This window comes from Pseudomonas sp. P8_229 (assembly GCF_034008635.1).
Classification (GTDB): Bacteria; Pseudomonadota; Gammaproteobacteria; order Pseudomonadales; family Pseudomonadaceae; genus Aquipseudomonas.
In genome coordinates this window covers 1,187,813-1,212,685 of the sequence record NZ_CP125378.1, presented here as the reverse complement: position 1 = coordinate 1,212,685, position 24,873 = coordinate 1,187,813, and the positions used below count along the sequence as shown (strand labels likewise).

Genomic DNA, 24,873 nt, shown 5'->3' with positions numbered 1-24,873 from the left:
CCTCAAGAGCAAAACGGGCGCGGGAGTATAAAGCTCCTGCGCTCGCTTGGACATGGCTGTCGGGATCAGCGGACTTTGCCCTCTGCCTGTTTCAGCTGTTCCTTGTCGAAGTCATCGACGTCGATCACTTTGCGCCGTGCTGCCTCTGCATCGCGCAGGGTCTGTGCTTCCTGCGGTTGCAACACTCCGGCCTCCAGCGCCGCATCGATCGCGTTTTCGCCTGCGATCGGTTTGACCTGACCGCTCTTGAGCGACGTGTGCAGCTTTTTGTGCAGCGGTTGGGCGGCATTCAGCAGATCGCTGGCGTGTTGCAGGGCACCGACGGCATCGTCGGCGGACTGCGGGCGATAGCAGCCGGCGAGCAGTTCTTCCAGGGTCGGGTCGCCTTTGGCCCGGCCGATCACTGCGGCCACTTCGGCGCCGAGCTTGTCCGATGGACCTTTGTGGCGCCGACCGAACGGGAACACGATGACCCGCAACAGGCAGCCAAACACCTTGTTCGGGAAGTTGCTCAGCAGCTCATCCAGCGCCCGCTCCGACTGGCCGAGGCTTTCTTCCATGGCCCAGCGGAACAGTGGTTCCATGTGCGCCGGCGAATCCAGGTCGTGATAACGCTTGAGCGCGGCGGAGGCCAGATACAGGTTGCTCAGCACATCGCCGAGACGCGCCGACAGGCGTTCGCGGCGTTTCAGTTCGCCGCCCAGCAACATCATGCTGAAGTCGGCCAGCATCGCGAATGCCGCCGCCTGACGGTTGAGTGCGCGGAAATAGCCCTGACTGATCTTGTCGCCGGGGGCAGGCTCGAAGTGGCCGAAACCCAGGTTCAGCACCAGGGTACTGGCCGCGTTGCCGACGGCAAAACCGATGTGCTTGAGCAGCAGGCCGTCGAACTCTTTCAACGCCTGATCCTTGTCCTCGCGCCCGGCCAGGGCCATTTCCTTGAGCACGAACGGATGGCAGCGAATGGCGCCCTGACCGAAGATCATCAGGTTGCGCGAAAGGATGTTCGCGCCCTCCACGGTGATGAAGATCGGCGCGCCGTTCCAGCTGCGCCCCAGATAGTTGTTCGGGCCCATGATGATCGCCTTGCCGCCGTGTACGTCCATGGCGTGGCTGATGCACTCGCGGCCGCGTTCGGTCAGGTGGTACTTGAGGATCGCCGACAGCACTGACGGTTTTTCGCCCAGATCCACCGCGTTGGCGGTGAGCATGCGCGCCGCGTCCATCATCCAGGCGTTGCCGCCGATGCGCGCCATCGCTTCCTGAATGCCTTCGAAGGCCGAGAGCGGCACGTTGAACTGTTCACGAATCTGCGCGTACTGACCGGTCACCAGACTGGTGAACTTGGCCGCGCCAGTGCCGACGGCCGGCAGCGAAATCGAGCGCCCGACCGACAGGCAGTTCATCAGCATCATCCAGCCCTTGCCGAGCATTTCCTGGCCACCGATGAGGAAGTCCAGCGGGATGAACACGTCTTTGCCCGAATTCGGGCCGTTCATGAACGCTGCGCCCAGCGGCAGGTGACGACGGCCGATTTCCACGCCCGGGGTATCGGTGGGGATCAGCGCCAGGCTGATCCCGAGGTCGTCCTTGTCGCCCAGCAAGTGGTCCGGGTCGTAGGCCTTGAAGGCGAGGCCGAGCAGGGTCGCTACCGGACCGAGGGTGATATAGCGTTTTTCCCAGTTCAGGCGCAGGCCGATGACTTCCTGACCTTCCCATTCGCCTTTGCAGATGATCCCGGTGTCGGGCATGGCGCCGGCGTCGGAGCCGGCCAGCGGGCCGGTGAGGGCGAAGCACGGAATGTCGTCGCCACGGGCCAGTCGCGGCAGGTAGTGATTGCGTTGTTCATCGGTGCCGTAATGCAGCAGCAGTTCGGCCGGGCCGAGGGAGTTGGGTACCATCACCGTCGAGGCGAGGTCGCCGCTGCGGGTGGCGAGCTTCATCGCCACTTGCGAGTGGGCATAGGCGGAAAAGCCCTTGCCGCCGAACTCCTTGGGAATGATCAGGGCGAAGAAGCCGTGTTCCTTGATGTGGCTCCAGGCTTCGGGCGGCAGGTCCATCGACTGGCCGATCTGCCAGTCAGTGACCATCGCGCAGAGCTCTTCGGTCGGACCGTCGATGAACGCCTGTTCTTCCTCGCTCAGTTGCGCCTTGGGATAGGACAGCAGTTTGTCCCAGTCCGGACGGCCGCTGAACAGCTCGCCGTCCCACCACACGGTGCCGGCATCGATCGCGTCGCGTTCGGTCTGCGACATCGGCGGCAGGGTTTTCTGGAACCAGTTGAACAGCGGCGCGGTGAAGTGTTTGCGGCGCAAGTCAGGCAGTAGCAACGGCGCGGCAACCAGCGCAAGCACGACCCAGAACACCAGCAACAGCCAGCCCGGGGCGCGGCTGAAAATGCCCATCGCCAGCAGGTAAATGGCGACGATACCGAACGCGGGCAGCGGGGCGATGCGCCGGTGGGCGAGGTACGCCACACCGACGATCAGAACCAGTATCCACAACAACAGCATATGTAATCCTCCGTGAACCAAGGCAAACCGACCCTCCAGAGCTTAGACGGCATCTGTAAAACGGGGTGGTCAGAACAAGGTGATTGAACTCGTGAGAAACCCTGGATGGCTTTTGTAGGTTCGGTGGGCAACACCCGTGGGAAAACGTTCGCTATTCCCGCGTCTTTGCGTGCATGTTTGGCCGAAACGTCGTTATCTCTGTGCTTGAGCTGTCGCTAGACTCGGGGCTCACCCAGGAGAAAAACGTCATGCGCGAGTATCTGAGCCCCGGCCGCTTCATCGATAGTGACCACCCGGCGGTGGTGGAGTTCGCCGAACAGCACCGTGGGGCCAGCCGCGACCCACTCGCGCAGGCGATCGGTCTTTATTACGCTGTGCGCGAAGCGGTGCGTTACAACCCGTATACCTTCAGCCTCGACCCGCAAACTCTGTGTGGCAGCCATGCCTTGGCGGCGGGGGAGAGTTACTGCGTGCCCAAGGCCACGTTGCTGGCCGGGTGTGCGCGGCATTGCGGGATTGCCGCGCGCATCGGTCTGGCCGACGTCAGGAATCACCTGTCGACCCCACGTCTGTTGGAATTGCTGCGCAGTGACGTGTTCGCCATGCACGGCTACACCGAACTGTTTCTGAATGATCGCTGGGTCAAAGCCACGCCAGCCTTCAACCAGCAGCTTTGCGAACTGTTCAACGTCGCGCCACTGGAGTTCGACGGGATCAACGACAGCGTTTTCCATCCGTACAACCGCGACGGCGCGCATTTGATGGAGTACCTGGTCGATCACGGCCAGTTCAGTGATGTGCCGGTAACCTTCTTCTTCGAACACCTGGAAAAGTGCTATCCGCATCTGTTCAGCGAACAACAGGCGAAGACCCTGGGCGATATGCAGAGTGATTTGAGCCGTGTCTGATCCGGCGTATGCTGCTCGCCCACGCATTTGAAAAGAGGCGGTCATGCTGAAGATCTGGGGACGGAAAAACTCATCGAATGTCAGGAAACCACTGTGGGCCGCCGAAGAACTTGGCCTGGCCTACGAGGCGATTGATGCCGGTGGTGCCTTCGGGGTGGTCGATACGCCTGAATATCGGGCGATGAACCCGAACGGCCGAGTACCGGTGATCGAGGATGACGGGTTCGTGCTGTGGGAGTCCAACGCCATCGTGCGTTACCTGCTGGCCAGGCATGCGCCGAACAGCGCGTGGTACCCGGCAGATCCACAAGCCCGGGCGATCGCTGACAAATGGATGGACTGGACCACCTCGAGTTTCGCCGGGCCGTTCCGCACCGTGTTCTGGGGCGTGCTGCGTACGCCGGCGGACAAGCAGGACTGGCCTGCAATCAACGCTGGGATCAAGGAATGCACGGCGCTGCTGGCCATGGCCGAGCAGGCGCTTGCCAGCCAGCCGTATTTGTCCGGAAACGAAATCGGCATGGGCGATATTCCCCTCGGCAGTTTCATTTATGCCTGGTTCGAAATGCCCATCGAGCGCGCCTCGCAGCCGCGTCTTGAGGCTTGGTACGCACGTTTGAAGCAGCGTGCGGCCTATCAGAAAGCGGTCATGACCGCGTTGACTTGATAATAACTATCGACACACTTGACTGTACTTGTGTGGCGGCGGCAAGCACCATTGCGCTCATGCGCCGTGGTTGTTTTGTTCGCCGCCCGGCCTGACCTTTCCTTTCTTTCCTTCTTGGTGCGTAAATCAGATATGAGTTCCGCTCTGTCCATCCGGCAGCTAACCAAAACCTACGGCAACGGGTTCCAGGCCTTGAGTGGTATCGATCTGGACGTTGCCGAAGGTGATTTCTTCGCCTTGCTCGGCCCCAACGGTGCCGGCAAATCCACCACCATCGGCATTCTCTCGACTCTGGTCAACAAGACCAGTGGCACGGTGAATATCTTCGGCCATGACCTGGACAAGAACCCGGCGGCGCTCAAGCGCTCGATCGGCGTCGTGCCCCAGGAATTCAACTTCAACCAGTTCGAAAAGACCTTCGACATCGTCGTGACCCAGGCCGGTTACTACGGCATCCCGGCGAAGATCGCCAAGGAACGCGCCGAGCAGTACCTGACCCAGCTCGGCCTGTGGGACAAGCGTGATGTGCCGTCGCGCTCGCTGTCCGGCGGCATGAAGCGGCGCCTGATGATTGCCCGCGCACTGGTGCATGAGCCGCGCCTGCTGATCCTCGATGAACCGACCGCCGGGGTCGACATCGAACTGCGTCGCTCGATGTGGACATTCCTCACCGAGCTGAACCAGAAAGGCATCACCATCATCCTCACCACGCATTATCTGGAGGAGGCTGAGCAGCTGTGCCGCAACATCGGCATCATCGACCACGGCACCATCGTCGAGAACACCAGCATGAAACAACTGCTGGGCCAACTGCACGTCGAAACCTTCCTGCTGGACCTGAAAAACGACTTGAACGCTGCACCGCAACTGATCGGCTATCCCGCTCGCTTGCTCGACAGCCATACCCTGGAGGTCCAGGTCGACAAATCCATGGGCATCACCGCGCTGTTCACCCAGTTGGCGCAGCAGCAAATCGAAGTGCTGAGCCTGCGTAACAAAACCAATCGCCTCGAGGAGCTGTTCGTGTCCCTGGTGGAGAAAAATCTGTCGAAGGTGGCGGTATGAGTTCCGAGTTCCGGCCCAACCTCGTCGCCCTCCAGACCATTGTTTACCGCGAGGTCAAACGCTTTACGCGGATCTGGCCACAGACCCTGCTGCCGCCGGCGATCACCATGGTTCTGTATTTCGTGATCTTCGGTAACCTGATCGGCCGGCAGATCGGCGATATGGGTGGCTTCACCTACATGGAGTACATCGTGCCGGGGCTGATCATGATGTCGGTAATCACCAACTCCTACGGCAACGTGGTGTCGAGTTTCTTCGGCAGCAAGTTCCAGCGTTCCATCGAGGAGCTGATGGTCTCGCCGGTGTCGCCGCACACGATTCTGATCGGCTTCACCATCGGCGGCGTGTTGCGTGGTCTGATGGTCGGGGTGATCGTGACCATTCTGTCGCTGTTCTTCACCCATTTGCAGGTGCATCACTTGGGTGTGACCATTTTGGTGGTGGTGCTGACGGCAACGATTTTCTCGCTGCTGGGCTTCATCAACGCCGTGTTTGCGCGCAACTTCGATGACATCTCGATCATCCCGACGTTCGTGCTGACACCGCTGACCTACCTCGGCGGGGTGTTCTACTCGATCACGTTGCTGCCGCCGTTCTGGCAGACCGTGTCGCTGGCCAACCCGGTGCTGCACATGGTCAACGCGTTCCGTTACGGCATTCTTGGTGTGTCGGATATCAAGATCGGCATTGCGATCACCTTTATGCTGGTGGCGACTGTCGTGCTGTATCTCGGTTGCGCGCGGTTGCTGGTGAGTGGGCGCGGGATGCGGACCTGATCCAAGACCGCGTCGACTGCTTCGCGAGCAAGCCCGCTCCCACACTGGATCTGTGTTACGACGCAGACCTCATGTGGGAGCGGGCTTGCTCGCGAAGGCGTCAGTCCAGACAGCACAAAACAAAACGGCCTCCCTTGCGGAGGCCGTTTTACATTCATGCCTTGCGGTTTTTCTTGCGCCGCGCCCATTGCCGCGCTACCCACCAGCGCCAGTACAGCATCACCGCAAAGTAGGCGAGGGCACCAAGCACCAGGCCACACACCACCGAGCCGAGCAAGAACGGCTGCCACAACGTCGAGAGTTCGCCGCTGATCCATTCCCAGGTCAACGAATCGGGCAGGGTGCGGGCGGGCACATCCATCAACCAGGCCCCGGCCTGATAGGTGCAGAAGAACACCGCCGGCATGGTGATCGGGTTGGTCAGCCACACCAGGCTGACGGCAATCGGCATGTTGCCACGCACGGTGATCGCCAGCGCTGCCGCCACCAGCATCTGCGCCGGAATCGGCAGGAACGCGGCGAACAGGCCAACGGCCATCGCCCGGGCCACCGAGTGACGATTGAGGTGCCAGAGGTTCGGGTCATGCAGCAACTTGCCGAGAAAGCGTAAGGATTTGTGTTCCCTGATGCTCGTCGGATCGGGCATGTAACGTTTGAATAAGCGCCGGGGCATAAGGCTTCTCGGTCGGTTAAGGCGGCAAGTATGTCTGGATTCTACGAAGCGCCCATTCAGACTTTGTGACAATTGTTGACGACGAGCTGGCTTCGCAACGGCTACGCCTAAGGAGTAACTCTCAAGGACGGGCGTATGCGCACAGGGATGATGGCGCTGGCAGCCGGTCTGCTGGTGGTGGTTTTTTTACCGGTTTTACCGCCGGTCGGGTTACTGATGTTGTTGCCCGTGGTGGGGCTGATGTTGCTGCCGTTTCGCAGCTATCCGTTGGCATTTTTGCTGTTCGGTTTCACCTGGGCCTGTGTCAGCGCGCAGTGGGCGCTGAATGATCGGTTGCCGCAACCGCTCGATGGCGAAACGCGCTGGATCGAAGGGCGGGTGGTGGGGTTGCCGCAGTCCAGCGACGGTGTGGTGCGTTTCGAGTTGGCCGATGCCCGCTCGCGGCACGCGACACTGCCGTCATTGATGCGGTTGGCGTGGTACGCCGGGCCGCCGCTCAACAGCGGCGAGCGCTGGCGCCTGGCGGTGAAGCTCAAGCGCCCCGGCGGCTTGCTCAATCCCGATGCCTTCGATTACGAAGCCTGGCTGCTGGCGCAACGCATCGGCGCGACCGGCACGGTCAAGGATGGTCAGCGCCTTGCCGAGGCGAGTTGGGCGTGGCGCGACAGCATTCGTCAGCGCTTGCTTGAAGTGGACGCTCAGGGCCGGGGCGGTGCATTGGCGGCGCTGGTGCTGGGCGACGGTTCCGGGCTCAGCCGCGAGGATTGGCAGACCCTGCAGGACACCGGCACCGTGCATTTGTTGGTGATCTCCGGCCAGCACATCGGACTTTTGGCGGCGGTGATGTATCTGCTGGTCGCCGGGTTGGCGCGTTTTGGGTTGTGGCCGCTGCGCTGGCCCTGGCTGCCCTGGGCCTGTGGTCTGGCGTTTGCGGCGGCATTGGGTTACGGGGTGCTGGCCGGGTTTGAGGTGCCGGTGCAACGGGCCTGCGTGATGGTCGGGCTGGTGCTGCTGTGGCGTCTGCGCTTTCGCCATCTCGGTGCGTGGTGGCCGCTGTTGCTGGCGTTCAATGCGGTGCTGTTGCTTGATCCGTTGGCCAGCCTGCGCCCGGGTTTCTGGTTGTCTTTCGCGGCGGTGGCGGTGCTGATTTTCACCTTCGGCAGCCGCCTTGGCGCGTGGCGCTGGTGGCAGACCTGGACCCGCGCGCAATGGCTGATTGCGATTGGCCTGTGCCCGGTGTTGCTGGCGCTGAACCTGCCGATCAGCCTCAGCGGACCGCTGGCGAATTTGCTGGCGGTACCGTGGGTCAGCTTCGTCGTGTTGCCACCGGCGCTGCTCGGCACGGCGCTGTTACCAGTGCCCTATGTCGGCGAAGGTCTGTTGTGGCTGGCAGGTGGACTGATCGATGTGCTGTTTCGCGGCCTGGCGCTGATTGCCGGACAATGGCCGGCGTGGATTCCAGCCTCAGTCTCGTGGTGGGTCTGGATGCTGGGCAGCCTCGGTGCAGTGATGTTGCTGCTGCCACGTGGAGTACCGATGCGGTCCCTGGGCTGGCCGTTGCTATTGATGCTGGTGGTGCCGCCGCGTGAGCGACTGCCCGAGGACGTGGCCGATGTCTGGCAGCTCGATGTCGGTCAAGGCCTGGCGATTCTGATCCGCACCCGTCATCACGCCGTACTCTACGACGCCGGGCCGCGTTTCGGCGATTTCGATATCGGCGAGCGGGTGGTGTTGCCGGCACTGCGCAAGCTTGGCGTCGAACATCTGGACATGATGTTGCTCAGTCATGCCGATGCCGATCATGCCGGCGGCGCTTTGGCGGTGGCGCGCCGCTTGCCGGTGATTCAAGTGATCAGTGGCGATCCGCCGGGATTGCCCGCCCAACTGAACGCCGGGACGTGTGACAGTGGCCGGCAATGGCAATGGGACGGTGTGCGTTTCCAACTCTGGCAGTGGGCCGACGCGCACGACAGCAACCAGCGTTCCTGTGTGCTGCAGATCGAGGCCAATGGCGAGCGCCTGCTGCTCACCGGCGATATCGACACCCGCGCCGAACGCCTCCTGCTCGACAGCCCGTTGGCCGTCCCCACGCAATGGCTGCAGGCACCGCATCATGGCAGCCGCAGTTCGTCATCCATGGCGCTGCTCAAAACCCTGCAGCCCGAAACAGTGCTGATCTCCCGAGGCCAGGGCAATTCGTTCGGCCACCCGCATCCCACCGTGCTCGCGCGTTATCGCAAACAGCGCCTGCGCATTTACGACAGCGCCGAACATGGCGCCATTCATCTGCAACTGGGGACCTTCAACGCGCCGTGGACAATGCGTCAGCAGCGGCGTTTCTGGCGTGTTCCGCCCGTGTCGGCCCGTTGATCGGCGCAGGCACGCTTGCGACATCACGGTCGTCGGGGCAGCGGGTCTTAATCGCGAACCGGTATGGTAAAGTGGCGCACTTTTTCGAGGGGACTGTCACTGTGTGGGAATTGGTCAAATCCGGCGGCTGGATGATGTTGCCGATCATTCTGAGTTCCATCGCGGCCATGGCGATCGTCGCCGAGCGCCTGTGGACCCTGCGCGCCAGTCGCGTCACCCCCGAGCATCTGCTGGGCCAGGTCTGGGTCTGGATCAAGGACAAGCAGCTCAACAAAGAAAAACTCAAGGAGTTGCGCGTCAACTCGCCGCTGGGTGAAATCCTCGCGGCGGGCCTGGCCAACTCCAAGCATGGTCGCGAGATCATGAAGGAATGCATCGAAGAAGCCGCCGCGCGGGTGATTCACGAGCTCGAACGCTACGTCAACGCGCTGGGCACCATCGCCGCCATGTCGCCGTTGCTGGGCCTGTTGGGTACGGTGCTGGGCATGATCGACATTTTCAGCGCCTTCACCGGCTCCGGCATGACCACCAATGCTTCGGTACTGGCTGGCGGTATCTCCAAGGCGCTGATCACTACGGCGGCGGGCCTGATGGTGGGTATCCCGTCGGTGTTCTTCCACCGGTTCCTGCAACGCCGCATCGACGAGCTGGTGGTGGGCATGGAGCAGGAAGCGATCAAACTGGTCGAAGTGGTGCAGGGCGACCGTGACGTCGATCTGGCCGGGGACAAAGCGTGAAATTCCGTCGCAAACCCCGGGAAACGATAGACATCAACCTCGCGTCGCTGATCGACGTGGTGTTCATCCTGTTGCTGTTTTTCGTGGTGACCACCACCTTCACCCGCGAAACCCAGTTGCGCGTCGATCTGCCAGAGTCGGTCAGCGGATCACCCGCCGAAGACCAGCAGCTCAAACAACTGGATGTCGCGATCAGCGCCGAAGGCGTGTACTCGGTGAACAACAAGGTGTTGCCGAAGAACGATCTGGCGACACTGATGGAAGCCATGCAGAAAGAAGCCAACGGTGACACCAACATGCCGTTGTCGATCAGTGCCGACGGCAAGACCCAACACCAAGCGGTGATCACCGCCATGGACGCGGCCGGCAAACTCGGTTTCAGCCATCTGCGCATGACCACGGTCGAGGCGGCGCCCAAATCCTGATGAGCCTGTCCGATCGCTTGCTCGCCGCGTGGTATCAAGGGCATCCGGCCCTGACATTGCTGCGGCCGCTGGAAATGCTCTACCGCCGCGTGGTGGTCAACAAACGCCAGCGCTTTCTCGATGGCGAAGGCCAGATCTATCAGCCGCCAGTGCCGCTGATTGTGGTCGGCAATATCACCGTCGGCGGCACTGGCAAAACGCCGATGATCCTGTGGTTGATCGAACACTGTCGGCGCAGCGGCTTGCGCGTTGGCGTGGTCAGTCGTGGCTACGGTGCCAAACCGCCGCAAATGCCGTGGCGGGTCGAGGCCAACCAAGGCGCAGACATCGCGGGTGACGAACCGCTGCTGATCGTGCAGCGCACCGGTGTGCCGTTGATGATCGACCCTGATCGCAGCGCTGCAGTCAAAGCCCTGCTCGCCAGTGAACCGCTGGACCTGATCCTCTCCGACGATGGCATGCAGCATTACCGTCTGGCCCGCGATCTGGAGCTGGTGCTGATCGACGCTGCTCGAGGCCTGGGCAATAAACGCTGCCTGCCGGCAGGTCCGTTGCGCGAGCCGATCGAGCGCCTGCAAAGCGTCGACGGCGTGCTGTTCAACGGCGCCACCGCAGACCGCGACGACGGCTTCGCGTTTCGCCTGCAACCGACCGCGCTGGTCAATCTGCGCAGCGGCGAACGCAAACCGCTGGAGTATTTTGCGCCCGGGCAATCGGTGCACGCGGTGGCCGGGATCGGCAATCCGCAACGTTTCTTCAATACACTCGAAGCGCTAGACTGGCGGGCAATCCCCCATGCGTTTGCCGACCACGCCGAATACAGCGTGCAGGCCTTGAATTTCACACCGTCATTGCCGTTGGTGATGACCGAAAAGGACGCGGTGAAGTGCCGTGCCTTCGCGGCTGACGACTGGTGGTATCTGGCGGTCGATGCCGTGCCGTCACCGGCCTTCGTGGCCTGGTTCGACACCCAGTTGATGCGCCTGCTGCCCGATCGTCTTTTGCCTTAACTCTTTATCCAGGGAATGTTCATGGACACCAAATTGCTCGACATCCTCGCGTGCCCGATCTGCAAAGGCCCGCTCAAGCTCAGCGCCGACAAGACCGAACTGATCAGCAAGGGCGCAGGCCTGGCCTATCCGATCCGCGACGGCATCCCGGTGATGCTCGAAAGCGAAGCGCGCACCCTGACCACTGACGAGCGTCTGGATAAATGACCACTGCCTTCACCGTTGTCATCCCGTCGCGTTACGCCTCGACCCGCCTGCCGGGCAAACCGCTGCTGGACATCGCCGGCAAGCCGATGATCCAGCACGTCTGGGAACAGGCGAGCAAAAGCAGTGCCAGCCGTGTGGTGGTGGCGACTGACGATGCGCGCATCGTCGAGGCGTGCCAGGGTTTCGGCGCTGAAGTGGTGCTGACCCGTGAAGACCATAATTCCGGGACTGACCGTCTGGCCGAAGTCGCGGCAAAGCTGGGCCTTGCGCCTGACGCGATCGTGGTCAACGTGCAAGGCGACGAGCCACTGATCCCACCGAGCGTGATCGATCAGGTGGCCGCCAACCTCGCAGCCCACACCGAAGCGCGCATGGCCACACTGGCTGAGCCGATCGAAGACATTGAGACCCTGTTCAACCCGAACGTGGTCAAGGTCGTCAGCGACCTTAACGGCCTGGCGCTGACTTTCAGCCGCGCAACCTTGCCGTGGGCCCGCGATGCCTTCGCCAAGAGCCGCGAGCAGTTGCCCGAAGGCGTGCCTTACCGTCGCCACATCGGCATTTATGCCTACCGCGCCGGGTTCCTCCAGGACTTCGTGAGCTGGGGCCCGTGCTGGCTGGAGAACACTGAATCCCTCGAGCAACTGCGTGCCTTGTGGCATGGCGTGCGGATTCATGTGGCCGACGCGTTGATCGCGCCGCCGACCGGCGTCGACACTGTTGAAGACCTCGAGCGCGTTCGTCGCCTGCTGGGGGCCTGATGCGCGTTCTGTTCGTGTGCCTGGGCAACATCTGCCGCTCGCCCACCGCTGAAGGCGTGTTGCGTCACAAGTTGCGCGAAGCCGGGCTGGCAGACCAGGTCGAAGTGGCCTCCGCCGGCACCGGTGACTGGCACGTCGGCAACCCGCCGGACAAACGCAGCCAGGCCGCGGCCAAAGTGCGTGGTTATGACCTGTCGGCGCAACGTGCGCAGCAGGTCAGCCGCGCCGATTTCGCCAGTTACGACCTGATTCTGGCCATGGACAACAGCAACCTGCGCAACCTCAAGGCCTTGCAGCCATCCACCGGCAAGGCCGAACTGGATCTGTTCCTGCGTCGTTATGCCGGTGTGGTCGATGAAGTGCCGGATCCGTATTACGACGGCGATCAGGGCTTCGAACAGGTGCTGGATCTGATCGAGGCGGCCTGTGACCAACTGTTGATCGAAGTGAAGGGTCGGTTATGAGTTTGCAGCTTCAATCACAGGTTTCGCTGAAACCGTTCAACAGTTTCGGCGTCGACGTTCGCGCGCAGTTGTTTGCCGAAGCCCATAGCGACGCCGATGTCCGTGAAGCGCTGGCGTATGCCACAGCGAACGACGTGCCATTGCTGGTGATCGGTGGTGGCAGCAACCTGCTGCTGACCGCTGATATTCCGGCGCTGGTGTTGCGCATGGCGACTCGTGGCATTCGGCTGATCAGCGACGACGGCGACCGCGTGGTGATCGAGGCGGAAGCCGGCGAGCCATGGCACCCGTTCGTGCAGCACACGCTGGCGCAGGGTTTTTCCGGTCTGGAAAACCTCAGCCTGATCCCTGGTACCGTGGGGGCGGCGCCGATGCAGAACATCGGTGCCTACGGGGTCGAGATCAAGGATGTGTTCGCCGGCCTCACCGCGCTGGATCGTCAGACCGGCGAGTTGCGCGACTTCAGCCTGGAAGAATGCAACTTCGCCTACCGCGACAGCCTGTTCAAGCAGCAGCCGGGGCGTTGGCTGATCCTGCGCGTGCGCTTCAACCTCGACCGCGTAGCTCACTTGCACCTGGAATACGGGCCAGTGCGTCAGCGCCTGACCGAGCAGGGCATCGAGCAACCAACGCCAAGCGACGTCAGTCGCGCGATCTGCAGCATCCGCAGCGAAAAACTGCCGGACCCTGCGGTGCTCGGTAATGCCGGCAGCTTCTTCAAGAACCCGTTGGTGCCGGCGGCGCTGGTGGCGCAGATCAAACAGCTGCACCCGGATCTGGTGGCTTACGTGCAACCGGACGGGCAGATGAAACTGGCCGCTGGTTGGCTGATCGAGCGCGCCGGCTGGAAAGGTTTCCGTGAGGCCGATGCCGGCGTGCATAAGTTGCAGGCGCTGGTGCTGGTCAACTACGGCGCGGCCACCGGCCTGCAATTGCTGGAGCTGGCGCAACGCATCCAGAAAGATATTGCCGAACGTTTCAATGTCGAGCTGGAAATGGAGCCCAACCGCTATTGAGGCTACGCTTCAAGTCGGTATCCAAAGCCCTGCACTGATAAAAAAGTGCAGGGCTTTTTTGTTAATCACGGGTTAACGTAGCCAGCTAACGATAATCCCTTTGCTCCACCAAAGGCCCGGTGCAGACGTTCGCGTTGGCACAAGAGAGCCCATTAGCCTGAGTCGATCTGCGTGAACCACCGCCAGTCTCTGGCGGCAGATTGCTCGACCCCATAACCACCAAGAATATGCGGGCGTGCCCATGATTACCCTGAAACTCAATGGCCAGGACCATCAACTGGATGTCACCGAAGACATGCCGCTGCTGTGGGCTATTCGTGATGTCGCCGGTTACAACGGCACCAAATTCGGCTGCGGTATGGGCCTGTGCGGTGCCTGCACCATTCATATCGATGGCTTGCCGGCCCGTAGTTGCATTACGCCGATCGGCTCGGTGATCGGGCAGAACGTCAGCACCATCGACAACCTGCACGCCGATCCGGTTGGCCAAGTGGTCCAGCAGGCCTGGCTCGACAGCGCCGTGGCGCAGTGTGGTTTCTGTCAGGGTGGGCAGATCATGTCCGCCACCGCGTTGCTCAAGACCCATCCGAATCCGAGCGACGAGCAGATCGAAGAAGCGATGGTCGGCAACATTTGCCGTTGCGGCACCTACAACCGGATCAAGACCGCGATCCGTCAGGCCTCCACTCACCTGAAGGAGGCCAAGGCATGAGCCGCTTGCCGAATGATTTCGCCCTGAGCAATCTCAGTCGTCGAGGCTTTCTAAAAGGCGTCGGGGCTACTGGTGCGTTGGTGCTGGCTGCAAGTTGGGGCTGGCAGGATGCGTTGGCTGAAGACGCCCCGAAGAAATTCGGCGCCGAGGGCATGCCCAACGGCTGGATCGACGATCCGAAGGTCTACGTCAGCATTGCTGCGGATGGCACGGTTACCGTGGTCTGCAACCGCTCGGAAATGGGCCAGGGCGTGCGCACCAGCCTGACCATGGTGGTCGCCGACGAGCTGGACGCCGACTGGGTCAGGGTCAAAGTCCAGCAAGCGCCCGGCGATGAAGTGCGCTTCGGCAACCAGGACACCGACGGATCGCGCAGCATGCGCCACTGGTATGAACCGATGCGCCGTTGCGGCGCGGCAGCCCGGACCATGCTGGAACAAGCCGCCGCCGCGCAGTGGAAAGTGCCGGTGAGCGAGTGCCATGCACAGTTGCACAAAGTCCTGCACAAACCGTCCGGTCGCGAGCTGGGTTATGGCGAGCTCGCCGCCGCAGCCAGTGCGCTGGCGGTGCCGGCGCGTGACAGTCTGCGTCTCAAGCAACCGTCGGAGTTTCGCTACATCGGCAAGGAAGGCACCAAGGCCATCGACGGTGCCGACATCGTCAACGGTCGCGCGGTGTACGGCGCCGACGTGCATTTCGACGGCATGCTGTACGCCACCATCGCCCGTCCGGCGGTGTACGGCGGCAAGGTCAAGTCGCTGGATGACAGCGCGGCGCTGAAAGTCCCCGGCGTGCTAAAAGTCATGCAGATCGAAAGTCGTCCGCTGCCTTCGGAATTCCAGCCGCTGGGTGGCGTGGCAGTGGTCGCCAGCAATACCTGGGCGGCGATCAAGGGCCGCGAGGCACTGAAAATCGAATGGGACGACGGCCCCAATGCCAGCTACGACTCGATCGCCTATCGCCAGGAACTGGAAGCTGCATCACGCAAGCCCGGCAAAGTGGTACGCAACACCGGCGATATCGAAAAAGCCCTGAGTGGCGCGGCCAGCAGCCTCGAGGCTTCCTACTATTTGCCGCATCTGGCCCAGGCGCCGATGGAACCGATGGTCGCCATCGCCCGCTACAACAACGGCGTGTGCGAGGCGTGGGCGCCAAGTCAGGCGCCACAAGTGACCCGCGAGCGCATCGCCGAGCGCCTGGGGCTGCCGTTCGATAACGTCACCTTCAACGTCACGCTGCTGGGTGGCGGTTTTGGCCGCAAATCGAAACCGGATTTCGTCGTCGAGGCGGCGATCCTCGCCAAGGAGTTCCCCGGCAAAGCCGTACGGGTGCAATGGACGCGTGAAGACGACATCCACAACTCGTATTTCCACACCGTGTCCGCCGAGTACCTGAAGGCCGCGGTTGGCAAGGACGGCATGCCGTCCGGCTGGTTGCATCGCACGGTGGCGCCGAGCATTACCGCGCTGTTCGCCCCGGGCATGAACCATGAGGCGGCGTTCGAACTGGGCATGGGCTTCACCAACATGGCCTACGCGATACCCAACGTGCGCCTGGAAAACCCCGAGGCCACGGTGCACACCCGGGTCGGCTGGTATCGCTCGGTGTCGAACATTCCCCACGGCTTCGCGATCCAGAGTTTCGTCGATGAACTGGCGCACAAGGCCGGTGTGGATCCGCTCAAGTATCAGATCAAGTTGCTTGGCCCCGATCGGCAGATTGACCCGCGCACCCTGAGCGAGGAGTGGAACTACGGTGAATCCCCCGAGCGCTATCCGATCGACACCGGGCGTATGCGCACGGTGCTGGAAACTGCGGCCAAGGCGGCCGGTTGGGGGCGCAAACTGCCTGAGGGCCGAGGCCTGGGACTGGCGGTGCACTACAGCTTCGTCACCTATGTCGCGGCGGTGATCGAAGTCGAGGTCAAGGACGACGGCACGCTGATCGTGCACAAGGCCGACATCGCCGTCGATTGCGGGCCGCAGATCAACCCTGAACGCATCCGCTCGCAGTTCGAAGGCGCCTGCGTGATGGGCCTGGGCAACGCGGTGCTGGGTGAAATCAGCTTCAAGGATGGCAAGGTCCAGCAGGACAACTTCCATATGTACGAAGTGGCGCGCATGTCGTTGGCGCCCAAGGAAGTCGCCGTGCATCTGGTGACGCCGCCGGGCGACGTACCGTTGGGTGGCGTCGGTGAACCGGGGGTGCCGCCGATTGCGCCGGCGCTGTGCAACGCAATCTTTGCCGCCACCGGCCAGCGCATCCGCAACCTGCCGGTGCGTTATCAGTTGCAGGGCTGGCAGAAGGCGCAGGCGTAATGGACAGCGCCGATCTCAACGTTCTGCGCAGCGTGCTTGAATGGCGCCGCGCCGGGCAACGGGTGGTGCTGTTCAGCGTGGTGCAGACCTGGGGTACCGCGCCCCGGGCGCCGGGGGCGATGCTCGCGTTGCGCGAAGATGGCGTGGTGATCGGTTCGGTGTCGGGCGGCTGTGTCGAGGATGACTTGATCGCCCGCCTGTACGACGGGCGCATCGCCAGCGACGGGCCGCCGGTGCAACTGATTACCTACGGCGTCACCCGGGAGGAGGCCGCGCGGTTCGGCTTGCCCTGTGGCGGCACGTTGCGCCTGACCGAAGAGCGGGTCGGGGATCCTGCGTGGGTCGCCGAGTTGCTCGCGCGTTGTGAAGCGCATGAGATTGTGGCTCGCGAGCTGAACATCGACACCGGTGAGGTTGTGCTGTCGGCGGCGAGCAAAGCCGATGTGCTGGCATTCGATGGCAAGACCCTGCGCGCGATTTATGGTCCGCGCTGGCGTCTGCTGTTGATCGGCGCCGGACAGTTGTCACGTTATGTGGCCGACATGGCCCGGCTGCTGGATTTCGAAGTGCTGATCTGCGATCCGCGCACGGAATTCGTCTACGGCTGGGAAGAGCACCACGGCCGCTTTGTCCCGGGCATGCCTGACGAGGCCGTGTTGAGTATTCAGACGGATGAGCGCACGGCCATCGTCGCGCTGACCCACGATCCACGTCTGGACGACATGGCGTTGCTCACCGCACTCGATTCGCCAGCGTTCTATGTCGGCGCGCTCGGTTCGCGGGTCAACAGCCAGAAGCGCCGGGACAACCTGGCTCAGTTGGGCTTGTCACCCGAGGCGATCAACCGGTTGCACGGGCCGATTGGCTTGCACATCGGCAGCCATTCACCGGCGGAGATTGCCCTGTCGTTGTTGGCGGAAATTGTCGCGATCAAGAACGGCGTCGAGTTGAAACAGAAGAAAGTCGTGGAGGAGCCATGAGTCGATCCATCGCAGTGATTGTGCTGGCGGCGGGTGAGGGTAGCCGCTTTCGTCAGGTTGCCGGTGCCGATAAAGACAAGCTGCTGGCCGATTGCACCGGGCGCGATGGTGCGGTGCGTTCGGTGATCGAGCAGGTGTTGCTGAATCTGCCAACCGGTCTCGGCAAGCGGGTGCTGGTGACCACCGAGGCGCGGCCGCAGGCGATGCGCATGGCGCAAGCTTATGGCTGTGACGTGGTCTCGATTGAATCGACCGGGATGGGCGACAGCATTGCCGCGGGCGTTGCGACCTGCCCGGACGTGGATGGCTGGTTGATTGTGCTGGGGGATATGCCGTTTATCTTGCCGTCGAGTATTGAGCGGGTAGTGGCGTCGATGGCTGACGACGCCGTGAGCGTGCCGGTGCAGGAGGGTGAGTTCGGGCATCCGGTGGGATTTGGTCGTTCGTTCGGACCGGGGTTGCAGGCGTTGAGCGGTGATCGCGGTGCCAGGCCGTTGTTCAAGCAGGGCAGAGTGGTGGAAGTGGCGGTGGATGATCCCGGGGTGTTGTGGGATATCGATGTGCCTGAATCTCTGGTATTTCCCCAATCCTGAGCCCTGCACATATCTCTTGTAGGGATCGTGGTGATGCTTGAATTGGAGGCAATAAAAAGCCCCGCCTGATTGCTCAGGCGGGGCTTTTTATTGGCTTTCGGAATCAGACGAGCGGTTTAGGCTCGTGTTCTTTTTCCTCGGCCTCTTGGTGATGCTCGACCGCGTCCTGAACGGAGCGCGGTGCTTCGGCGATCACCGACTCAACCACGGCTTCTTCAGTAACGGATGCAGCAGCAACTTCGACCACTTCAGCAACCGGTGCAGCAGCGGCAGCCAGTTCGGCTTCCTTCTGCAGACGCTCGGCTTCACGCTTGCGGCGACGCACTTCACGTGGGTCGTTCGGTGCGCGACCGTTTGCCGTCAGGGCGCTTGCTGGAGCGGCTTCAACCACTGGAGCAGGGGCTTCAGCCACCACAGGTGCCTCAATGACCGGAGCTTCAACGGCTGGTGCTGGAGCAGGTTCAGTCACTTCAGCCACTGGCTCGGCAGCCTTGGCTTCTTCAACTACCGGGGCTTCTACCACTGGTGCTGGCGTTTCAGCGACGGCTGGTTCGGCAACCCAGTTGAACGCAGTCTGCTCTTCGCGAACTTCACGCACGGTTTCGGTCACGGTTTCAGCGACGGTTTCAACAACCGACTCGGCAACCACGACTGGCGCTGGCTCTACCTGAGGCAGGGTTTCTTGAACCGGAGCCACTTCGACTTCCGGAGCAGCAACCACTTCTACCGGAGTGGTTGCTTCAACAACCGGCGCTTCCACTGGAGCGGTTTCCTGAACAGCAGCAGTGGCGCGTTCCGCTTGCTCGTGCGCTTGTGCTTCGGCAGGAGCGCTGATCACGCTGCTGGCAACAGCGGCGGTCACGGCCAGGCCGGCAGCCAGTTCGGCAGTGCTTGGGCCTTCAGCGTTTTCGCCGGACTCGGACTCTTCCGAACCTTCGATCACGTTGCCGTTGGCATCACGCTGACGCTCGCGACGGTTGCTGCGACGACGCTGACCACGGGAGCGACGACGTGGACGATCGCCTTCGGCGTTGTCCTGAGCGTCTTCCGACAGTTGCTCTTCGCCGCTGATGATTTCTTCTTCAGCTACGGCAGCAGCTTGTTCGGCACGCGGTTGACGCTCTTCACGCGGCGGACGCGGTGCGCGCTCTTCGCGTGGCTGACGAGCCGGACGCTCTTCAGCGACGACAGCGGCAGCAGCAACGGCTGGAGCGGCCGGGGCAGCGTCCAGAGGTTCGCGCAGTTCACGTACGCGCTCTTCGCGCTCGCCACGTGGCTTGCGGTCTTCGCGTGGCGCACGCGGTGCACGTTCTTCACGCGGGGCGCGTGGAGCGCGTTCTTCGCGCACGGCTGGTGCTTCGGTGCGGGCTTCACGCGGCTCGCGAACTTCACGGGCTTCACGTGGCTGACGCTCTTCACGCGGCTCGCGTGGTGCGCGTTCTTCACGCGGTGCACGCTCTTCGCGCGGTTTGCGCTCTTCATCGCGGCGACCGTTACGGTTGCGGCTCTGCTGACGACCGTTGCGACGCTCTTCATTACGGGCCGGGCGCTCGGTGGCCGGTTTTTCAACCACAACCGGAGCGGCTGGCTCTTCTTTAGTCGCGAACAGGCTGACCAGCGATTTCACCAGGCCTTTGAACAGGCTTGGTTCTGGCGCGGCAACCGGAGCCGGTGCTGGTGCTGCAGCAGGGGCGGCGACTTCGGTCGGCACCGGGGCATTGGCACGAGCCGGAGCAGTCTTGACCGCAGCTTCCTGGCGAACCAGGGTGCGGGTCGCAGCGGCTGGCTGGACTTCTTCGACTTCGGCAGCGGCAGCAGCGATTTCGTAGCTGGACTGGTTGGTCGCAGCTTCCGGGCTGTCGTCACGCAGGCGCTGAACTTCGAAGTGCGGCGTTTCGAGGTGGTCATTCGGCAGAATGACGATGCGGGCACGGGTGCGCAGTTCGATCTTGGTGATCGAATTGCGTTTTTCGTTGAGCAGGAACGCAGCGACCGGGATCGGCACCTGAGCGCGTACTTCGGCAGTACGGTCTTTCAGGGCTTCTTCTTCGATCAGGCGCAGGATCGCCAGCGACAGCGATTCAACGTCACGGATGATGCCGGTGCCGTTGCAACGTGGGCAGACGATGCCGCTGCTCTCGCCCAGCGATGGACGCAGACGCTGACGGGACATTTCCAGCAGGCCGAAGCGCGAGATACGGCCGATCTGCACGCGAGCGCGGTCGGCTTCCAGGCATTCGCGGACTTTCTCTTCCACGGCGCGCTGGTTCTTGGCAGGGGTCATGTCGATGAAGTCGATGACGATCAGGCCGCCGATGTCGCGCAGGCGCAACTGACGGGCGATTTCTTCGGCGGCTTCAAGGTTGGTCTGCAGGGCGGTTTCTTCGATGTCGCTGCCTTTGGTGGCGCGCGCCGAGTTGATGTCGATGGACACCAGGGCTTCGGTCGGATCGATAACGATGGAGCCGCCGGAAGGCAGTTCCACGACGCGCTGGAAAGCGGTCTCGATCTGGCTTTCGATCTGGAAACGGTTGAACAGCGGAACGCTGTCTTCGTACAGCTTGATCTTGCTGGCGTACTGCGGCATCACCTGGCGGATGAAGGTCAGGGCTTCGTCCTGGGCTTCAACGCTGTCGATCAGCACTTCGCCGATGTCCTGGCGCAGGTAATCGCGGATGGCGCGGATGATCACGTTGCTTTCCTGGTAGATCAGGAATGGCGCGGAGCGATCCAGCGAGGCTTCTTTGATGGCGGTCCACAGCTGCAGCAGGTAGTCGAGGTCCCACTGCATTTCTTCGCTGCTGCGGCCAAGGCCTGCAGTGCGCACGATCAGGCCCATGTCGGCCGGAGCGACCAGACCGTTCAGCGCTTCACGCAGTTCATTGCGCTCTTCGCCTTCGATGCGACGGGAAATACCGCCGGCACGCGGGTTGTTCGGCATCAGCACGAGGTAGCGACCGGCCAGGCTGATGAAGGTGGTCAGGGCAGCGCCCTTGTTGCCACGTTCTTCTTTTTCGACCTGAACGATGACTTCCTGGCCTTCGCTCAGGACGTCCTTGATGTTGACGCGGCCTTCAGGGGCTTTCTTGAAGTATTCGCGGGAGATTTCTTTGAGGGGCAGGAAGCCGTGGCGCTCGGAGCCGAAATCGACAAAGGCAGCCTCAAGGCTTGGTTCGATGCGAGTGATACGGCCTTTGTAGATGTTGGCCTTCTTCTGCTCGCGTGCACCGGATTCGATGTCCAGGTCGTAGAGGCGTTGGCCATCTACCAGTGCAACACGCAACTCTTCGGGTTGAGTTGCGTTAATCAGCATTCTTTTCATGTAGTACCGTCGGTTTCCGGGCTGCCGGAAACGGCGTTCGGCACACACGACTTCTCACGGTCGGTGTCAGGTGCGTCGGGAGTGGTTGGCCATTCCCGTGTCCAGCGATGTCAGGCCAATTGGGCCGATATCGCGACTTACGCGTCCTGCTTGCTGTGGCTACTTAAGCACTCAGTCAGGAGGAGGAATCAACCAGCGGCTGTGGACGAGATGAAGCGTCTTGATAAAGCCTATTGCTACACAGTCCAGCGGTTGTGCATCTCCACCCTACACGTATCCCTGATAATTCGGGTGCTGCCGCGCGCAGAATCCGCAGCGGGTTGGCATTTACCGTGAGCTCCGAAAGGGGAGGTCACGCATCATGGCTAATTCAGGCGATGTTTCCGAAGCCTTCGCTCGGGGTCATCTGCAGCTGACTGCACTTTGTGAACTGGCCTCGAATATTTGCCTGTCAGGCGAGTGAAAACTCTGCTCGACGGTGTAATTCAGGCCTCATGTCACCTGCGCTTGTTACAACTGCAAACTCCACCGTTACGTAGCGAAAGCCCCGTAGGACGGCCTCGCGTCCTGGTGAATTGCGTTGGTCAGGGCCGGTTTTTGACCGTGGTTCCGCTGTCCAGGCCGCTTTTGGCGACGTTCGCGACTATAGCAGCAATGATTAAGTGCTTCAATTCCATAAAAATTGTTATCATCCGCGGCATGACAACTACTGCCCCTTCGACTCCAGGCGTTCAACTGCTTGAAGTCTCGCCGGAGTATGCCGGCCAACGAATCGACAATTTCCTCCTTGCCCGGCTCAAAGGCGTGCCCAAGACCTTGATTTACCGCATTTTGCGTAAAGGCGAAGTGCGCGTGAACAAGGGGCGGATCAAGCCCGAATACAAGCTGCAGGCCGGCGATATCGTGCGCGTACCGCCGGTTCGCGTGCCTGAGCGCGACGAACCCGTGCCTCTGGCTCAGGGTCTGTTGCAGCGTCTGGAAGCCTCGATTGTTTATGAAGATAAAGCCCTGATCGTGATCAACAAGCCCGCTGGCATTGCGGTTCACGGTGGCAGTGGCTTGAATTACGGCGTCATCGAAGCCTTTCGTCAGTTGCGCCCCGATGTCAAGGAGCTGGAGCTGGTTCACCGTCTCGACCGTGATACCTCCGGCCTGCTGATGATCGCCAAGAAGCGCAGCATGTTGCGTCACTTGCACGCCGCATTGCGCGGTGACGGTGTCGACAAGCGCTACATGGCACTGGTTCGCGGCAACTGGGCGACCTCCATCAAGCAAGTCCGTGCGGCGCTCGGCAAGAGCAATCTGCGCTCTGGCGAGCGCATGGTCGAGGTCGACGAGGAGGAGGGCAAGGAGTCTGTGACCGTGTTCAAGGTCCTGCGTCGCTTTGGCGACTTTGCCACCCTGATCGAAGCCAAGCCGATTACCGGCCGCACGCACCAGATCCGCGTCCACACGTTGCACGCCGGGCACTGCATTGCCGGCGACACCAAGTACGGCGATGACGGTTTCAGCAAGGAAATCCGTGATCTGGGCGGCAAGCGTCTGTTCCTGCACGCCTACATGCTGACCGTGCCGCTGCCCGATGGCGGTGAACTCAAGTTGCAGGCGCCGGTCGATGAAATGTGGGCCAAGACCGTGGAGCGATTGAGTGCGCCCATCTGATTACAAACTGCTGATTTTTGATTGGGATGGCACCCTCGCTGATTCCATTCATCGGATTGTCGAGGCAATGCACTCGGCATCCGGGCGCTCCGGTTTCGAGTTGCGCGATGATTTTGCCGTCAAAGGCATTATCGGTCTGGGCTTGCCCGAGGCGATCCGCACCTTGTACCCAGACATCAGTGATGCCGAAATGACCTTGTTTCGCGAGTATTACGCTGATCACTACATCGCCGCGGAAGCCGTGCCTTCGCCGTTGTTCGAAGGCGTAGTCGAGTCGATGGCGTCGTTTCGCGAGCAGGGTTACCACCTGGCGGTCGCGACCGGCAAGAATCGTCGCGGACTGGATCGGGTGCTCAAGGCCAATGGCTGGGAAGATTATTTCGATATCACTCGCGCTGCCGATGAGACGGCAAGCAAGCCACACCCGCTGATGCTGGAGCAAATCCTGGCTCATTGCGGCGTGCGTGCTGAGCAGGCGCTGATGGTTGGGGACTCGTCCTTCGATCTGCTGATGGCGCGTAACGCGGGGATGGATTCGGTGGCGGTCAGTTATGGCGCGCAATCGATCGAATCACTACAGCAGTTCGAGCCACGTCTGTCGATCGACCGTTTTTGTGAATTGCACGCCTGGCTGGGGCAGCAGGCTTAATACGTTTTTGCTGGGGTACAGCGCATGACCGACGAATGGAAAGCACCGGCCAAGGCAAGTGCCGACGACGGTGACGAGAAAAGCTGGAAGCTGTTGGAAAAGACTTTGCTGGCCGGTGTGCAGGAACAGCGTCGCTCGCGGCGTTGGGGGATTTTCTTCAAGCTGCTGACGTTTGTTTATCTATTTGTTGCGCTGATCCTGTTCACCCCGCTGATGGACATGGAAAAGACCGCCACCCGTGGTCCGAACTACACTGCGCTGATCGACGTCACCGGCATGATTGCCGATAAAGAGCCGGCCAGCGCCGACAATATTGTCGGCAGTCTGCGTGCAGCCTTTGAGGACAAGAAGGTCAAGGGCGTAATCCTGCGGATCAACAGCCCGGGCGGCAGTCCGGTGCAGTCGGGTTACGTGTATGACGAGATCAAGCGTCTGCGCGGTCTGCATCCGGATACCAAGGTGTACGCGGTGATTTCCGATCTCGGTGCGTCCGGTGCCTATTACATCGCCAGTGCGGCGGATCAGATCTATGCCGACAAGGCCAGTCTGGTCGGCTCCATCGGTGTGACGGCGGCGGGTTACGGTTTTGTCGGTACCATGGACAAGTTGGGTGTCGAGCGTCGCACCTACACCTCGGGTGAGCACAAGTCGTTTCTGGATCCGTTCCAGCCGCAGAAGTCTGACGAAACCGCATTCTGGCAGACCGTGCTGGACACCACGCACAAGCAGTTCATCAACAGCGTCAAGCAGGGTCGTGGCGAACGCCTGAAGGACAAGGAGCATCCGGAGTTGTTCTCCGGGCTGGTCTGGTCCGGCGAGCAGGCATTGCCGCTGGGGCTGATCGATGGTCTGGGTAACGCCAGTTCGGTGGCGCGCGATGTGATCGGCGAGAAAGAGTTGGTGGATTTCACCGTTCAGGAATCGCCATTTGATCGCTTCTCGAAGAAGCTCGGTGCCAGTGTCGCCGAGCAGTTGGCGATGTGGATGGGTTTCCACGGGCCTGCATTGCGCTAGGCAAGTTGATGCGTTGTAAAAAAACCGGCCT

At 61.6% G+C, this 24,873-nt stretch carries 22 protein-coding genes; 19 read left to right on the top strand and 3 right to left on the bottom strand.

The genetic code is table 11. The features are described 5' to 3' along the window. Positions 1 to 65: 65 nt before the first annotated feature. Positions 66 to 2,513, bottom strand: a complete 2,448-nt coding sequence (locus QMK55_RS05395) for an acyl-CoA dehydrogenase (protein WP_320328808.1) — start codon at positions 2,511 to 2,513, stop codon at positions 66 to 68. A gap of 248 nt (positions 2,514 to 2,761) precedes the next feature. On the opposite strand from QMK55_RS05395, the gene QMK55_RS05390 reads away from it, so the two are divergent. From QMK55_RS05390 to QMK55_RS05375, 4 genes are all read left to right on the top strand, one after another. Further along, complete coding sequence (locus QMK55_RS05390) at positions 2,762 to 3,421, top strand: transglutaminase-like domain-containing protein (RefSeq protein WP_102355384.1); 660 nt, start codon at positions 2,762 to 2,764, stop codon at positions 3,419 to 3,421. A 43-nt stretch (positions 3,422 to 3,464) separates the two neighbouring features. Beyond that, positions 3,465 to 4,088, top strand: a complete 624-nt coding sequence (locus QMK55_RS05385; protein ID WP_102355385.1) for a glutathione S-transferase family protein — start codon at positions 3,465 to 3,467, stop codon at positions 4,086 to 4,088. A 132-nt stretch (positions 4,089 to 4,220) separates the two neighbouring features. Further along, the gene (locus QMK55_RS05380; RefSeq protein ID WP_102355386.1) at positions 4,221 to 5,153 is read left to right on the top strand and encodes an ABC transporter ATP-binding protein; all 933 of its coding nucleotides are present in this window, start codon (positions 4,221 to 4,223) and stop codon (positions 5,151 to 5,153) included. After that, positions 5,150 to 5,929 carry an ABC transporter permease gene (locus tag QMK55_RS05375; RefSeq protein ID WP_008087860.1) on the top strand — a complete coding sequence of 260 codons (780 nt, stop codon included), beginning with the start codon at positions 5,150 to 5,152 and terminating at the stop codon, positions 5,927 to 5,929. The genes QMK55_RS05380 and QMK55_RS05375 overlap by 4 nt, the downstream gene beginning before the upstream one ends. A gap of 154 nt (positions 5,930 to 6,083) precedes the next feature. On the opposite strand, the gene QMK55_RS05370 is transcribed toward QMK55_RS05375, so the two are convergent. Continuing rightward, positions 6,084 to 6,602: a DUF2062 domain-containing protein gene (locus QMK55_RS05370; RefSeq protein ID WP_025112995.1), complete on the bottom strand. Its 519-nt coding sequence runs from the start codon at positions 6,600 to 6,602 to the stop codon at positions 6,084 to 6,086. A 135-nt stretch (positions 6,603 to 6,737) separates the two neighbouring features. Between QMK55_RS05370 and QMK55_RS05365 the strand changes: the two genes are divergently transcribed. The 12 genes from QMK55_RS05365 to QMK55_RS05310 all read left to right on the top strand — a co-directional run bounded on the left by QMK55_RS05365 (position 6,738) and on the right by QMK55_RS05310 (position 18,195). Next, on the top strand, positions 6,738 to 8,972 hold the full coding sequence (locus QMK55_RS05365) for a DNA internalization-related competence protein ComEC/Rec2 (protein ID WP_320328807.1): 2,235 nt from the start codon (positions 6,738 to 6,740) through the stop codon (positions 8,970 to 8,972). Positions 8,973 to 9,073: 101 nt separating this feature from the next. Then, positions 9,074 to 9,709: a MotA/TolQ/ExbB proton channel family protein gene (locus QMK55_RS05360; protein ID WP_178082110.1), complete on the top strand. Its 636-nt coding sequence runs from the start codon at positions 9,074 to 9,076 to the stop codon at positions 9,707 to 9,709. Further along, positions 9,706 to 10,134, top strand: a complete 429-nt coding sequence (locus tag QMK55_RS05355) for an ExbD/TolR family protein (RefSeq protein ID WP_102355390.1) — start codon at positions 9,706 to 9,708, stop codon at positions 10,132 to 10,134. The genes QMK55_RS05360 and QMK55_RS05355 overlap by 4 nt, the downstream gene beginning before the upstream one ends. Then, on the top strand, positions 10,134 to 11,144 hold the full coding sequence (gene lpxK, locus QMK55_RS05350) for a tetraacyldisaccharide 4'-kinase (protein ID WP_320328806.1): 1,011 nt from the start codon (positions 10,134 to 10,136) through the stop codon (positions 11,142 to 11,144). Before QMK55_RS05355 ends, lpxK begins: the two co-directional genes overlap by 1 nt. Positions 11,145 to 11,165: 21 nt before the next feature. After that, entirely contained in the window at positions 11,166 to 11,351 is a 186-nt protein-coding gene (locus tag QMK55_RS05345; RefSeq protein ID WP_003174668.1) for a Trm112 family protein, read from the top strand. Further along, positions 11,348 to 12,112, top strand: coding sequence for a 3-deoxy-manno-octulosonate cytidylyltransferase (gene kdsB, locus QMK55_RS05340; protein ID WP_102355392.1), 765 nt, complete (start codon positions 11,348 to 11,350; stop codon positions 12,110 to 12,112). Before QMK55_RS05345 ends, kdsB begins: the two co-directional genes overlap by 4 nt. After that, a complete protein-coding gene (locus tag QMK55_RS05335) occupies positions 12,112 to 12,576 on the top strand; it encodes a low molecular weight protein-tyrosine-phosphatase (RefSeq protein ID WP_016986041.1) in 465 nt (154 codons plus the stop codon). Before kdsB ends, QMK55_RS05335 begins: the two co-directional genes overlap by 1 nt. Then, positions 12,573 to 13,592: a UDP-N-acetylmuramate dehydrogenase gene (gene murB / locus QMK55_RS05330; RefSeq protein ID WP_320328805.1), complete on the top strand. Its 1,020-nt coding sequence runs from the start codon at positions 12,573 to 12,575 to the stop codon at positions 13,590 to 13,592. The genes QMK55_RS05335 and murB overlap by 4 nt, the downstream gene beginning before the upstream one ends. Before the next feature lie 241 nt (positions 13,593 to 13,833). After that, complete coding sequence (locus QMK55_RS05325) at positions 13,834 to 14,304, top strand: (2Fe-2S)-binding protein (RefSeq protein WP_102355394.1); 471 nt, start codon at positions 13,834 to 13,836, stop codon at positions 14,302 to 14,304. Next, complete coding sequence (locus QMK55_RS05320) at positions 14,301 to 16,622, top strand: xanthine dehydrogenase family protein molybdopterin-binding subunit (RefSeq protein ID WP_320328804.1); 2,322 nt, start codon at positions 14,301 to 14,303, stop codon at positions 16,620 to 16,622. Before QMK55_RS05325 ends, QMK55_RS05320 begins: the two co-directional genes overlap by 4 nt. Continuing rightward, positions 16,622 to 17,602 (top strand): XdhC family protein, encoded by a 981-nt coding sequence (locus QMK55_RS05315; RefSeq protein WP_320328803.1) that lies wholly within the window; start codon positions 16,622 to 16,624, stop codon positions 17,600 to 17,602. Before QMK55_RS05320 ends, QMK55_RS05315 begins: the two co-directional genes overlap by 1 nt. Next, positions 17,599 to 18,195, top strand: coding sequence for a nucleotidyltransferase family protein (locus QMK55_RS05310; protein WP_102355397.1), 597 nt, complete (start codon positions 17,599 to 17,601; stop codon positions 18,193 to 18,195). Before QMK55_RS05315 ends, QMK55_RS05310 begins: the two co-directional genes overlap by 4 nt. 103 nt (positions 18,196 to 18,298) lie before the next feature. Here QMK55_RS05310 and rne read toward each other — a convergent pair whose 3' ends face one another. Next, complete coding sequence (rne, locus tag QMK55_RS05305) at positions 18,299 to 21,517, bottom strand: ribonuclease E (RefSeq protein WP_320328802.1); 3,219 nt, start codon at positions 21,515 to 21,517, stop codon at positions 18,299 to 18,301. 699 nt (positions 21,518 to 22,216) lie between these two features. Here rne and rluC point away from each other — a divergent pair. From rluC to QMK55_RS05290, 3 genes are read left to right on the top strand one after another with little or no spacing between them, the layout of a single operon-like run. Next, positions 22,217 to 23,179, top strand: coding sequence for a 23S rRNA pseudouridine(955/2504/2580) synthase RluC (rluC, locus tag QMK55_RS05300; RefSeq protein WP_102355399.1), 963 nt, complete (start codon positions 22,217 to 22,219; stop codon positions 23,177 to 23,179). Continuing rightward, entirely contained in the window at positions 23,166 to 23,828 is a 663-nt protein-coding gene (locus tag QMK55_RS05295) for an HAD-IA family hydrolase (RefSeq protein ID WP_102355400.1), read from the top strand. The genes rluC and QMK55_RS05295 overlap by 14 nt, the downstream gene beginning before the upstream one ends. Positions 23,829 to 23,852: 24 nt before the next feature. After that, a complete protein-coding gene (locus tag QMK55_RS05290) occupies positions 23,853 to 24,842 on the top strand; it encodes a S49 family peptidase (RefSeq protein ID WP_102355401.1) in 990 nt (329 codons plus the stop codon). The last annotated feature ends 31 nt before the right edge of the window (positions 24,843 to 24,873 follow it).

Excerpts from the sequence above, each read along its gene's own strand:
- QMK55_RS05365 (WP_320328807.1), top strand. The coding sequence starts at position 6,738 with ATGCGCACAGGGATGATGGCGCTGGCAGCCGGTCTGCTGGTGGTGGTT.
- rluC (WP_102355399.1), top strand. The coding sequence starts at position 22,217 with ATGACAACTACTGCCCCTTCGACTCCAGGCGTTCAACTGCTTGAAGTC.
- QMK55_RS05325 (WP_102355394.1), top strand. The coding sequence starts at position 13,834 with ATGATTACCCTGAAACTCAATGGCCAGGACCATCAACTGGATGTCACC.
- QMK55_RS05345 (WP_003174668.1), top strand. The coding sequence starts at position 11,166 with ATGGACACCAAATTGCTCGACATCCTCGCGTGCCCGATCTGCAAAGGC.
- QMK55_RS05290 (WP_102355401.1), top strand. The coding sequence starts at position 23,853 with ATGACCGACGAATGGAAAGCACCGGCCAAGGCAAGTGCCGACGACGGT.
- QMK55_RS05380 (WP_102355386.1), top strand. The coding sequence starts at position 4,221 with ATGAGTTCCGCTCTGTCCATCCGGCAGCTAACCAAAACCTACGGCAAC.
- QMK55_RS05310 (WP_102355397.1), top strand. The coding sequence starts at position 17,599 with ATGAGTCGATCCATCGCAGTGATTGTGCTGGCGGCGGGTGAGGGTAGC.
- QMK55_RS05395 (WP_320328808.1), bottom strand. The coding sequence starts at position 2,513 with ATGCTGTTGTTGTGGATACTGGTTCTGATCGTCGGTGTGGCGTACCTC.
- lpxK (WP_320328806.1), top strand. The coding sequence starts at position 10,134 with ATGAGCCTGTCCGATCGCTTGCTCGCCGCGTGGTATCAAGGGCATCCG.
- QMK55_RS05375 (WP_008087860.1), top strand. The coding sequence starts at position 5,150 with ATGAGTTCCGAGTTCCGGCCCAACCTCGTCGCCCTCCAGACCATTGTT.
- QMK55_RS05390 (WP_102355384.1), top strand. The coding sequence starts at position 2,762 with ATGCGCGAGTATCTGAGCCCCGGCCGCTTCATCGATAGTGACCACCCG.
- QMK55_RS05385 (WP_102355385.1), top strand. The coding sequence starts at position 3,465 with ATGCTGAAGATCTGGGGACGGAAAAACTCATCGAATGTCAGGAAACCA.
- kdsB (WP_102355392.1), top strand. The coding sequence starts at position 11,348 with ATGACCACTGCCTTCACCGTTGTCATCCCGTCGCGTTACGCCTCGACC.
- QMK55_RS05335 (WP_016986041.1), top strand. The coding sequence starts at position 12,112 with ATGCGCGTTCTGTTCGTGTGCCTGGGCAACATCTGCCGCTCGCCCACC.
- murB (WP_320328805.1), top strand. The coding sequence starts at position 12,573 with ATGAGTTTGCAGCTTCAATCACAGGTTTCGCTGAAACCGTTCAACAGT.
- rne (WP_320328802.1), bottom strand. The coding sequence starts at position 21,517 with ATGAAAAGAATGCTGATTAACGCAACTCAACCCGAAGAGTTGCGTGTT.
- QMK55_RS05315 (WP_320328803.1), top strand. The coding sequence starts at position 16,622 with ATGGACAGCGCCGATCTCAACGTTCTGCGCAGCGTGCTTGAATGGCGC.
- QMK55_RS05370 (WP_025112995.1), bottom strand. The coding sequence starts at position 6,602 with ATGCCCCGGCGCTTATTCAAACGTTACATGCCCGATCCGACGAGCATC.
- QMK55_RS05320 (WP_320328804.1), top strand. The coding sequence starts at position 14,301 with ATGAGCCGCTTGCCGAATGATTTCGCCCTGAGCAATCTCAGTCGTCGA.